Below are 11,258 nucleotides of genomic sequence, written 5' to 3' on the forward strand. Positions count from 1 at the left end.
ATGGCGTGGATCTACTGTAGAGTCGAGCCCATGCTCGGCTGGGTTTCAATCCTCGTCCTGGTCGATGAACGCGTAATCGCGATCAATCATTTGTTGCAGGTAGGCGTCGAAGCTGGGCGCGATCACCGCGTAGCTGTCCGGATCGTGCAGGTAGCGCACCACCTGGCCGACCGTGCCGCCCGACCCCGGGTCGAAATCCAGGTACAGCATCGACGTGCCGCCGTTGTTCATGCAGTGCGAGAAGCACAGGCGGCGGTTCATCGGCAGATCGGCGTCGATGCCCTCACCCAGGATCTCCGGTTCGTCATCCAGCCACTCTTCGTAGATCGAACGGATGCTGTCGTCCCACTGCTGCTGGTCTTCGAAGATCTGTGCGACCGAGCGCAGGTAGTACGGATAGTCGCCGACATCGGAGCCGAGCATCAGCACGCACACCTCGCCGCCTGGATACTCGCGGAAATGGGTGCCATCCACGCGCGACAACAGTTCCATCAGGCTGTCAGGGACCTGTGGCCACTGCGCCCGCAGGCGCTGTAGGTCTTCGACAGTGGCACCCTGTACCCGCGCCCATTGCGGAGCATCCTCGGCGGGCAAGCGCGGAATCAGGCCAGACAGAAAGCGATCAACAAGGGTCATCGGAAGATGCCAAGAGCAGGGCAGGCACAGCCGGCTTCGCGCATCGAGGCCGGCCGTGCGGCGCGGCGTGTCAGCGTACCACCTGGAAATCGATGATGTCGTAAACCGATGAGCCGTACTTGCCATGCGATTCCAGGGAGATCGCGATGCCGAGGTCCTCGATGAAGGCACGAACACTGCGATCGCCGTCGACCTTGCACTCCAGCCGGATCGCATCGCCAGAAAGCGAGGCTGATACATCGCGTGCCGGGAAGCGTTCTCCGATCACGCAGGACAGCGTGGTGGTGAGTGGCTTGGAAGTGCTGCGTTCCGGATAGAAGACCATCGTCGTCTCTGCGCGGAACCGGCTGCCGGGTGTCCACGCTGCGGGAAGATCCTGCTTCAGCGACCGGGTCTGCAGGGTCATCGCAGCGTCGCGCATGGATGCCAGCTGGAAGAGATTTGCCTTTGACAGCCGATGCATGGTGAACGAGGTGTAGTCCTCGGTGATCTTCAACAGGCCGTTGTCGGCCACCATCGTAATGGTGGTCGGAGTAGTGGAGGGGGCCCTTCCCTTGATCCGGTAGCGGTAGGTCAGCGATGTGAACCGGGGGGCCAGCAACGGGTTGTCCACGCCATCAACAACAGCCTTGATAACCGGCACATCTTCCAGTCGCCGGCCGGCCGCCTGCGGCTGCGGGCGATCGGCAGCGGGTACGTCGGGGCGGAGCTGGGCCATGACATCGGCATCTACCGCCCCTTGCAGCGAACATCCCACCATGGTCCTGCCGCCGCTGGATTCCACCATCAGCACCCGTTCCAGAAGCATGCGTCCGGAGGCAATGCCGCCACGATTGGAAGTGGGCAGCCACTGATCGCCTGCGCGGACCTCGCTACGGGCATGCATTCCGCGATCGCCCTGCAGGCGCTCGGCATGTTCGATCAAGGGCGACAGCTGCTTGACAACCGTGTCCAGTGGCGCATCGAAGGTGAACCCCCAGCTCATATAACGACCCAGGACGCCCAGGTCCGACGTGTTGTCGAAGTAGGTGGCGACCGGCAGGCCGCCGATGCGAGGTCCGTCACGGAGCTGGACCTCGTTGGTGGTCTCGGAACGATCCTTGGTCTCGATCCAGTTGATCGTGCCTGTCCCACCCAACGATGCGTGCGCGGCCCATGCATCTGCGTGCGTGTGCAGGCTGGAGAAGAAGCTGGCGTCGCAGCGGCTGAACGCGGTGAAAGTCTCGTCCAGCGGACTGGCGCTCAGCTGGGCAGCAGGCAGCAGAAGGGCAAGCGAGGCAAGCGAAGTGGAACCCAGGTTTTTCACGAAACGGGACATCCTTGTTGGGGAAGGGGGGGGCACACAGCTGGACACTAGCTATCGGCCTGTTTGTCTGGATCTGAAGTGGGGGCTGCATTGCGTGCTTCGGCTTCACGCCGGCCCCGTACACTCCGGGTTCCCTCTCGGTGGAGCAGGCGCATGAATCGTTGGCGATGCGGTGTGGCGGTGATCCTGGGGCTGGCGGCGATGCCGGCGTGGGCGGCGATGAAGACCCAGCCGGTGGAATGGAAACACCAGGGCACGACCTTCAGTGGCGTGCTGGTCTATGACGACGGCGACAACGACAAGCGCCCGGGTCTGGTGATGGTGCCGAACTGGAAGGGCGTGAACGAATCGGCGGTCGAAAAGGCCAAGCAGCTGGCCGGCGATGATTACGTGGTGCTGGTGGCCGATGTCTACGGAAAGGGCGTGCGGCCGAAGACCGATGCCGAGGCCGGGCCGGTGGCAACCAAGCTGCGCAATGACAGGCCGCTGCTGCGCGCACGTGCGCTGGAGGCGGTGAACGTGCTCAGGGCGCAGGCGGGCAAGGTGCCGCTCGATGCCGGCCGGATCGGCGCGGTGGGCTTCTGTTTCGGCGGCACCACGGTGCTGGAACTGGCCCGTGCCGGTGCGCCGCTGGCCGGTGTGGTCAGCCTGCACGGTGGGTTGGGTTCACCGCTGCCGGCGCAGGCTGGTGGCAGCCATCCGTCGGTGCTGGTGCTCAACGGCGCAGACGACAGGAGCGTGACTGCCGAGGACATCGCTGGCTTCCAGAAGGAAATGGACGCGGCCAAGGTCGATTGGGAGTTCACCAACTACAGCGGTGCGGTGCACTGCTTCGCCGAGCGCGATGCCAACAGTCCGCCGGGGTGCCAGTACAACGAGCGGGCGGCGAAGCGCGCGTGGAAGGCGCTGGGTGAGTTCTTCGAGGAACGCTTCGAGAAACGTTGATTCGTGCAGTGGTAGTGCCGGCCGCTGGCCGGCAACCTCATGATGCTGCGGATGTCATCGGGAATGCCGGCCAGCGGCCGGCACTACCGATGCTTCAGTGCCGACCAACGGTCGGCACCCACCGGAATGCCGGTTTGGTGGGTGCCGACCGTTGGTCGGCACACCTCAGCCGGTCAATGCGAGCGCTGCACCGCGTAGCGGGCCAGGCCGCGCAGGGCGGCCACGGCATCGTTGTCGCCCAGGCCGTCGAGCGCGCGCTCGGCGGCTTCGGCATATTCCTCTGCACGCGCGCGGCTGTACTCCAGGCCGCCGGTGGCACGGATCGCGGCCAGCACTTCCGGCATCGCCGAGGCGTCACCGTCCTGCACGATGGTGCGCAGGCGCTCGCGGGTGATGTCGTCGGAGTGGGCCATCGCGTGGATCAGCGGCAGCGTGGCCTTGCCCTCGGCGAGGTCGTCGCCCAGGTTCTTGCCCAGCTCCTCGGCGTTGGCCGAGTAGTCCAGCACGTCGTCGGCGATCTGGAACGCGTAGCCCAGGTGCATGCCGTAGTCGAACAGGGCCTGCTGGGTCGCTTCATCCACGCCGCTGGCCAGCGCGCCCAAGCGGGTGCCGGCGGCGAACAGCACCGCGGTCTTGCGCTCGATCACGCGCAGGTAGGCGGCTTCGTCGGTGTCCGGGTTGTGTACGTGCAGCAGCTGCAGCACTTCACCCTCGGCGATGCGGTTGGTGGCGTCAGCCAGGATCTGCATCACCGGCATGCGCTCCAGCTCGACCATCAGCTGGAAGCTGCGCGAGTACAGGAAGTCGCCGACCAGCACGCTGGGCGCGTTGCCCCACAGTGCGTTGGCGGTGCTGCGGCCACGGCGCAGGCTGGATTCGTCCACCACGTCGTCGTGCAGCAGGGTGGAGGTGTGGATGAACTCGATGATCGCCGCCAGCTGGTGGTGCTCCGGGCCGGCCTGGCCGACCGCATGGCCGGCCAGCATCACCAGCATCGGGCGCAGGCGTTTGCCGCCGGCGGAAATGATGTGGTCAGCGATCTGGTTGATCAGCACGACGTCCGAGGACAGCCGGCGCCGGATCAGGGCGTCGACGGCGGCCATGTCGGCCGCGGCAAGCGACTGGATCTGGGGCAGGCCCAGGGCGGGACGGGTGTCTTCGGTGATGGTCATGCGATCAGGCTTTCAGGCTCACCACCGATTATAGGCGCTGGCCGTGAATTCGGGCGCAAACCGGCCCGAGCGGCAATTCCAGCCCGGCCTGCGCGGCCCTCCGCGTGAATACGTATGCAGGTTGCGCCATGCCCGGGAGCCCGCCGCTAAGCTTGCCGGATCAGGATTTCGGCCCGCTGCCGGCGGGTCCCGCATGCCCGGAGGGGGGCTGTCGATGTCGCACTATCCATGGTGGCGCGGAGCCGTCATCTACCAGATCTACCCGCGCAGTTACCTCGATGCCAACGGCGATGGCGTGGGCGATCTGCCCGGCATCATCCAGCGCCTGGACCACATTGCCGCGCTGGGCGTGGATGCGATCTGGATCTCGCCGTTCTTCAGGTCGCCGATGGCCGACTTCGGCTACGACATCGCCGATTACCGCGATGTCGACCCGCTGTTCGGCAGCCTGGACGACTTTGACCGCCTGCTGGCCAAGGCCCACGGCCTGGGCCTGAAGGTGATGATCGACCAGGTGCTGAGCCACACTTCGATCGAGCATGCGTGGTTCCGTGAGAGCCGCCAGGACCGCAGCAATCCGAAGGCCGACTGGTACGTCTGGGCCGACCCGCGCGAGGATGGCACCCCGCCCAACAACTGGCTGTCGCTGTTCGGCGGCTGCGCCTGGCAGTGGGAGCCGCGCCGTGAGCAGTACTACCTGCACAACTTCCTGGTCGACCAGCCGGACCTGAATTTCCATCACCCGGACGTGCAGCAGGCGACCCTGGACAACGTGCGCTTCTGGCTCGACCGCGGCGTGGATGGCTTCCGCCTGGATGCGATCAACTTCTGCTTCCACGACGCACAGTTGCGTGACAACCCGGCCAAGCCCGCCGACAAGCGGGTGGGGCGCGGCTTCAGCCCGGACAACCCGTACGCCTACCAGTACCACTACTACAACAACACGCAGCCGGAGAACCTGCCGTTCCTGGAGCGCCTGCGCGCGCTGCTGGACGAATACCCGGGGGCGGTCAGCCTGGGCGAGATCTCTTCGGAAGACTCGCTGGCCACCACGGCCGAGTACACCCGCGATGGCCGCCTGCACATGGGCTACAGCTTCGAGCTGCTGGTGGACGACTACAGTGCGGCCTACATCCGCGATACGGTCTCGCGCCTGGAAGCAGCGATGACCGAAGGCTGGCCGTGCTGGGCGGTGTCCAACCACGATGTGGAGCGCGCGGTCAGCCGCTGGGGCGGCCACCCCGCCGACCCGCGCCTGGCGCGGATGCTGGTGGCGATGCTGTGCTCGCTGCGCGGTTCGGTCTGCCTGTACCAGGGCGAGGAGCTGGGCCTGGCCGAGGCCGAGGTGCCGTTCGAGGCCCTGCAGGACCCCTATGGCATCACCTTCTGGCCGAATTTCAAGGGCCGTGACGGCTGCCGTACCCCGCTGCCGTGGACCGATGCACCGCTGGCCGGCTTCACCACTGGCCAGCCCTGGCTGCCGATCCCGGCCGAACACCGGGCCGCGGCGGTCGCCGTGCAGGAGCGCGACCCGCATTCGGTGCTGGCGGCGTTCCGCGCGTTTCTGGCCTGGCGGCATACCCAGCCGGCCCTCCTGCATGGCAGCATCAGATTTCTTGAAAGCGCCGAGCCCGTGCTGCTGTTCGAGCGTATGCTTGCAGATGAAACCCTCCTGCTGGCCTTCAACCTGTCGGCCGAAGCGGTGAGCCATCCGCTGCCGCCGGGCAACTGGCAGCAGGTGGTGGTACCGGGCCCGGATGCGGGCACGGTGCAGGGCAATGAACTCCAGCTGCCGCCACGCGCGGTGTATTGCGCCCGACGCAGCTGACCGTTTTCTCCGGTGGCGGTACTTGCGGGGACGGGGCCGAAGCGCCCCGTCCCTTTTTTGTGGGTGGGCCTTGCCGACCAGCGGCCGGCATCCGCGCAAAGGAAAACCCGCTGCCTGCGCAGCGGGTTTCCGGTCCTGCTCCCTGTTTTCTGTTGCCGGCCAGCGGCCGGCACTACCGGGTCGGGGCTGCCGGGCAGGGCCCGGCGCTGCCTCAGAACTTGTAGTTCACGCCCAGCATGTAGGTGCGGCCCCATTCGATGTACTCCAGCGGGCGGTCCTTGCTGCCGGCGTAGGTGCGGTACGGCTCGTTGGTCAGGTTGCTGCCCTGCAGCAGCAGGGTCAGGCCACGCAGGGCGCTGCTGTCGCTGAAGGTGTAGCTGACCTGCGCATCGGTCACGTTTTCGCCGACGACATAGCGCAGGCTGCGGTTGCCGTTGAAGTTGCCGATCTCACCGATGAAGTCCGACCGGCGGCGCTGGCTGACGCGTGCTTCAAAACCGCTGCGCTCGTAATAGGCAGTGAAGTTGTACACGCGCTTGGACAGGCCCGGCAGGCTGATCGGGTCACTGCCCACGCTGGAGGCGCTCTCCGGATCCAGGATGGTGATGTCGCTCTTGTTGAAGGTCGCGCTGGCCTGCAGGCCGAAGCCACGCAGGCTGTCGGTCAGCATGTCCAGCGGGAACGATGCGGTCAGTTCCAGGCCCTTCAACGTGCCGCCCTTGCCGTTCTGCGGCGCGGAGAAGGTGCCGGTGGTCAGCACCGGCGCATCACCTGGTTGAGAAACCCAGTTGGCCACTTGGTCGCTGAAATCATAACCATCAATTGTCTGCGTATAGACGTAACTCTTCAGGTCCTTGTAGAAGATCGCCGCCGCTACGTAGGCCTTCTCGCCGAAGTACTTCTCGTAAGACAAGTCGACCGCGGTTGCACGCCAGGGATCCAGCAGGGGGTTGCCGCCGCTGGCCCCGGGCTTGCCGGTTTCTCGGGCAACACCAAAATCCAGACCGGCGCGCATCTGATCCACGCGCGGGCGTGCGACCTGCTTGGCGACGGCGAAGCGAAGGGTCTGCTGGTGCGGGAACAGGAAGGCCAGGTTCAGGCTCGGCAACCAATCGTTATAAGTTTTCCCGCTGGCGATAGGAAGAACGTTCTCGCCCGCTGGGCGGGAGCGGTCAAAGTAGCGCGAATCCGAGCTCTGGTCGGTGTGCTGCATCTGCACGCCGATGTTGCCGCGCACGCCCACTTCACCGATGTCGGTGTTGATGTTCAGGCGCGCCCAGGCGGTGGTGATCTTCTCTTCGACCGTCCACGACTTGGGGATCAGGTAGTCCAGGTTGTCGACCGGGTTGAAGGTCATGTAACGACCCACAGCGGCCGGTACGTTCCAGGCCGGGATGGTGCCGAGGCCGGCGAAGCCCAGGTCCACCGGACGGTACTGCAGGTCCGAGGCGATGTTGGCATCGCCCTGTGCGCCGAGCAGGATGTTGCCTTCGGACTGGGTCTTCACCTTGCGGCGGTCGGCATAGTTCACGCCGATGTCGATGTCCGGTGCCCACGAGGCGATGGCATCAGGAAGGGCGATGGTGGCAGCCAGCTTGCCGCCCTTCAGGCGGTCTTCCACCTGCGGCACCTTGCCGTAGCCGGAGCCGTAGATCGTGTTGGTCAGGAACAGTGCATCGGGGTTGGAGTAGTTCAGGCCCGGGGTGATCTGCGAGAAGCCGTCCTGGCGGATCGACACGCCGACCGTATCCAGTTGCGGCATCGGGGTCAGCTGCAGGTTGTTTTCCAGGTTCAGCTCGTCGCGCGTGGCCTTGGAGTAGTTCAGGTCGGCGACCAGCTTGACGCCGCCGAAGTTGAACTCGTTGTTCCAGCCGAACGCATCGATCTTGTCCTTGCGCTTGTTGTACATGCCGCGCACCAGCGGATACACGCCGCTGGCGGTGCCGCCGGTGAACGAGCCGTTGGCGTTGACCTGCGGGTTGCTGACCAGCAGGCCCGGGGTGTAATTGCCGTTGTAGTTGCTGAGGTTCAGCTCGAACTGGTTGGCGGTGTCGATCTGCTCCGCTTCGGTGTGGAAGGCATCGAAGGTGCTGGTCCAGCTGTTGTTCGGGCGGAACTGGATCGTGGCCATCACGCCGTCGCGCTTGTTGTTGCCGGTGCGGCGCAGCGCCTTGATGCCATCGGAGAAGTAGGTGCCGGCGCCCACGCCCGGGCGGTCGCCCTTGTCGGTGTGCTCGGTGGTCCACGGCTCGTACAGGCCGACCTGGTTCTCCTGGATCGGCATGTCGCTGTGCGCATAGCCGATGGCGATGCCCAGGGTCTTGTCCAGGAACTGGTCGATGTAGCTGGCGCTGAAGCGGTTGCCGTACGGATCGGTGTTGGCGGCGCGGCCCAGCGAGCTCTTCTGGTAGCGGCCACTGACCGCGATCACGCGCTCGCCGAAGCTGAGCGGGCGCGCGGTCTGCATGTCGATGGTGCCTGACAGGCCCTGGCCGACCAGCGCCGCGTCCGGGGTCTTGTACACCGTCACGCCGTTGACCAGCTCGGACGGGTACTGGTCGAACTCGACGCCGCGGTTGTCGCCGGTGCTGACCACTTCGCGGCCATTGAGCAGGGTGGTGGCGAAGTCCGGCGACAGGCCGCGCACGCTGATCACCTGCGCACGCCCGGCCACGCGCTGGGCGGCCAGGCCGGGCAGGCGCGAGATGGATTCGGCGATGCTGACGTCGGGCAGCTTGCCGATGTCTTCAGCGGAGATTGCCTCGACCACCGAGGTGGCGTCCTGCTTGACCGCGATCGCGCTCTCGATGCCGCGGCGGATGCCGGTGACCTGCACCGTATCCAGGTTGGTGGCGGCGGTGCCGGCCGGCGTGGTGGTGTTCTGCGTGGACTGTGCCGACGCCAGCGTCGGCGCCAGGACAACGGCCAGCGCGATGCTCAGCGCGCTGCGCTTGTGGTTCAACATTTTCCCCTCCCAGGCAATGTTGCAGATCGATTTGTGAGCGTTCCGGCGGGGCCGTGAACGTGCGACGCGGTGGCCGCTGTCGTCGCCGCTATGGTAGGCAGCGCGTTCTTCGCGGGAATCACCCTGCATACGTATTCAATGGCGTCTGCAGGGTTGTAATCGCTTTCAGGTGCCTTGTTCGGTAGAGCCGAGCCCATGCTCGGCTGCGTTTCGGTGCTACGCACCGCCGCCCGAGCATGGGCTCGGGCGCTACGGGAGCGCAGGTAGGAAAACGTTCAGTGGATGGGCGTGAAGCGAATGGCCTGCCCACCGCCCGGTGCCAGCACCAGTGTCAGTGCATCGGCACTGGTCACCTCGCGGGTTTCGCGTGCGAACGCGAACGGGTTGCTGCGGAAATCAGCGCCTTCACCATCGCGGTAGATCTCGGCGCGATAGCGCACGCCTGGCTCCAGGAAGCCCAGCGGTACCGGCAGCACGCGGCCGTGTTCGTCGGTGATGCTGCCGAGGAACCAGTCGCGGCTGTTGCGGTCGCGGCGCACGATCGTCACGTAGTCACCCACTTCGCCATCGAGCACGCGGCTCTGCTCCCAGTCCACCGCCACGTCCTCGATGAAACGGAATGCCTCGCGATGCTGCAGGTAGTGATCGGGCAGGTCCGCGGCCATCTGGATCGGGCTGTACAGCACCACGTACAGGGCAAGCTGGCGGGCCAGCGTGCTGGGAATGGCCTGGCCGTGGCGGCCCTTCAGGCTGAGGATGCCGGGGGTGTAATCCATCGGCCCGGCCAGCATGCGGGTGAACACCAGGTTGACCTCATGCTCCGGCGGGTTCGGTGGCTGGCCCCAGGCGTTGTACTCCATGCCGCGCGCGCCTTCGCGTGAGATCCAGTTGGGATAGGTGCGGCGCAGGCCGGTATCCTTTATCGGCTCATGCGGGTTGACCGACAGGTGCCGGCGCGCGGCTTCCTGCACCACCTTCAGGTGGTGGCGGGCCATGAACTGCCCGTCGTGCCACTCGCGCCACAGTGGGCCCCCGGCCGGATTGCGGCGGTCGACCTGGCCGTCGTCGCAGACGTAGCCGGTCTTGAACTGGTCCACGCCCAGTCGTGCGTACAGGTCCAGCGCGGCGCCCAACTGGTCCTCGTAGTGCTCGATGGCGCAGCCGGTTTCATGGTGGCCGATCAGGTGCACACCCTTTTTCAGGCCGTACGCCGACAGCGCTTCGATATCGAAATCGGGCGTGGCACGGGTGAAATCGAAGTCGTAGCCATTGCCCACCCAGTTGCCGTCCCAGCCCGGGTTCCAGCCTTCCACCAGCACGCCACGGAAGCCATGCGCGGCGGCGAAGTCGATCACCTTCCTGGTCTTGGCGGTGGTGGCCGCGTGCTTCGGTCCGGTTGCCCAGCTCTCGTTGTCCAGGTGCATCGACCACCACACGCCCAGGTACTTGGCCGGCTTCACCCAGCTCACATCGCCCAGCGCGTTGGGTTCATTGAGGTTGAGGATCAGGTCCGATTCGACCAGGCCACCGGCACGATCGGCGATCTGCAGCGTGCGCCACGGCGTGGCGAAGGGCAGGGTGCGGCGTACCTTCCAGCCTTCGGTCGAGGGCGACAGCTGCGCGCGCAGGCGCTGCCCCTCGGTGCGCCGCAGCCACATGCCGGCATAGTCCACCAGCGCTGCCTCGTGGATCGCCAGATGCAGGCCATCGCGGCTGCGCAGGGTCATCGGCGTATGCACCAGCGGCACTTCGCGCAGCGGCGTGCGCTGATACAGGTATTCGTAGTGGATCGGTTCGCCGGCGGGAATCCACCAGGCGGTTGATTCGGGCGCGATGGCGAACTCGGTCAGTTCGTCATCGATGATGGCTTCGCGCAGGTTCGGTTGTTCAGGGAACACATAGCGGAAGCCAAGGCCATCATCGTAGACGCGGAACACCACATCCAGCCGCCGCTTGCTGCCGGTGGTTTCAGCCAACTGCACGGTCAGCTCGTTGAAGTGGTTGCGGGTGAGCCGGCGCTCGCCCCACGGCTGCTCCCAGGTGTCATCGACGCTGCGCCGCTGCTGGCCAAGCAGGGCGAAATCGCCGTCCAGGCGACCGTCGCGCAGGGCAAAGCCAAGCTTCGAATCCTCCACCACGGTGTCGCCCAGGCGCTCGACACGGTAGCGGGCGGTGCCGCCGTCCAGCAGCAGACTGACCTTCAATACCTTGCCCGGCGATTCGACGCTGGCCACCTGTGGCGCGGCCTGTACCAGCGTGGCCCACCCGATCAGGGCCAGGCCGAGCATGTGCGCGAACACCGCGCGTACAGCAGTGGATGACATCGGCAATTCCCCTCCCAAGGCGCCGTTGGCAGACCCGGACCATAAGCCAGCGCGGCGGGCGCGCCACCGCGCGATGCCATGA

Annotated in this window: 7 protein-coding genes; 2 read left to right on the plus strand and 5 right to left on the minus strand. The window is 65.9% G+C overall.

Annotation, left to right across the window (positions count from 1 at the left end):
• Positions 1-45: 45 nt before the first annotated feature.
• Complete coding sequence (locus AC5P5W_RS00785) at positions 46-636, minus strand: SMI1/KNR4 family protein (protein WP_134808591.1); 591 nt, start codon at positions 634-636, stop codon at positions 46-48.
• Between the two features lie 70 nt (positions 637-706).
• Positions 707-1,942, minus strand: coding sequence for a hypothetical protein (locus AC5P5W_RS00790; RefSeq protein WP_423179619.1), 1,236 nt, complete (start codon positions 1,940-1,942; stop codon positions 707-709).
• Positions 1,943-2,095: 153 nt separating this feature from the next.
• Here AC5P5W_RS00790 and AC5P5W_RS00795 point away from each other — a divergent pair, with 153 nt between their 5' ends.
• Positions 2,096-2,887 (plus strand): dienelactone hydrolase family protein, encoded by a 792-nt coding sequence (locus AC5P5W_RS00795; protein WP_197575280.1) that lies wholly within the window; start codon positions 2,096-2,098, stop codon positions 2,885-2,887.
• A gap of 173 nt (positions 2,888-3,060) precedes the next feature.
• On the opposite strand, the gene AC5P5W_RS00800 is transcribed toward AC5P5W_RS00795, so the two are convergent.
• Positions 3,061-4,059, minus strand: coding sequence for a polyprenyl synthetase family protein (locus AC5P5W_RS00800; RefSeq protein WP_126411812.1), 999 nt, complete (start codon positions 4,057-4,059; stop codon positions 3,061-3,063).
• Positions 4,060-4,273: 214 nt separating this feature from the next.
• On the opposite strand from AC5P5W_RS00800, the gene AC5P5W_RS00805 reads away from it, so the two are divergent.
• Positions 4,274-5,887 carry an alpha-glucosidase family protein gene (locus AC5P5W_RS00805; RefSeq protein ID WP_032957799.1) on the plus strand — a complete coding sequence of 538 codons (1,614 nt, stop codon included), beginning with the start codon at positions 4,274-4,276 and terminating at the stop codon, positions 5,885-5,887.
• A 211-nt stretch (positions 5,888-6,098) separates the two neighbouring features.
• On the opposite strand, the gene AC5P5W_RS00810 is transcribed toward AC5P5W_RS00805, so the two are convergent.
• The gene (locus tag AC5P5W_RS00810) at positions 6,099-8,852 is read right to left on the minus strand and encodes a TonB-dependent receptor (RefSeq protein WP_185741874.1); all 2,754 of its coding nucleotides are present in this window, start codon (positions 8,850-8,852) and stop codon (positions 6,099-6,101) included.
• 275 nt (positions 8,853-9,127) lie between these two features.
• On the minus strand, positions 9,128-11,182 hold the full coding sequence (locus tag AC5P5W_RS00815; protein WP_197575316.1) for a glycoside hydrolase family 97 N-terminal domain-containing protein: 2,055 nt from the start codon (positions 11,180-11,182) through the stop codon (positions 9,128-9,130).
• Between the last annotated feature and the right edge of the window lie 76 nt (positions 11,183-11,258).

It is taken from the genome of Stenotrophomonas sp. YJH_SMC_123, assembly GCF_059368215.1.

What these genes read in the sequence shown, in the direction of transcription:
- AC5P5W_RS00785 (WP_134808591.1), bottom strand. Translation starts at nt 636, where the DNA reads ATGACCCTTGTTGATCGCTTTCTGTCTGGCCTGATTCCGCGCTTGCCC.
- AC5P5W_RS00795 (WP_197575280.1), top strand. Translation starts at nt 2,096, where the DNA reads ATGAATCGTTGGCGATGCGGTGTGGCGGTGATCCTGGGGCTGGCGGCG.
- AC5P5W_RS00800 (WP_126411812.1), bottom strand. Translation starts at nt 4,059, where the DNA reads ATGACCATCACCGAAGACACCCGTCCCGCCCTGGGCCTGCCCCAGATC.
- AC5P5W_RS00805 (WP_032957799.1), top strand. Translation starts at nt 4,274, where the DNA reads ATGTCGCACTATCCATGGTGGCGCGGAGCCGTCATCTACCAGATCTAC.
- AC5P5W_RS00810 (WP_185741874.1), bottom strand. Translation starts at nt 8,852, where the DNA reads ATGTTGAACCACAAGCGCAGCGCGCTGAGCATCGCGCTGGCCGTTGTC.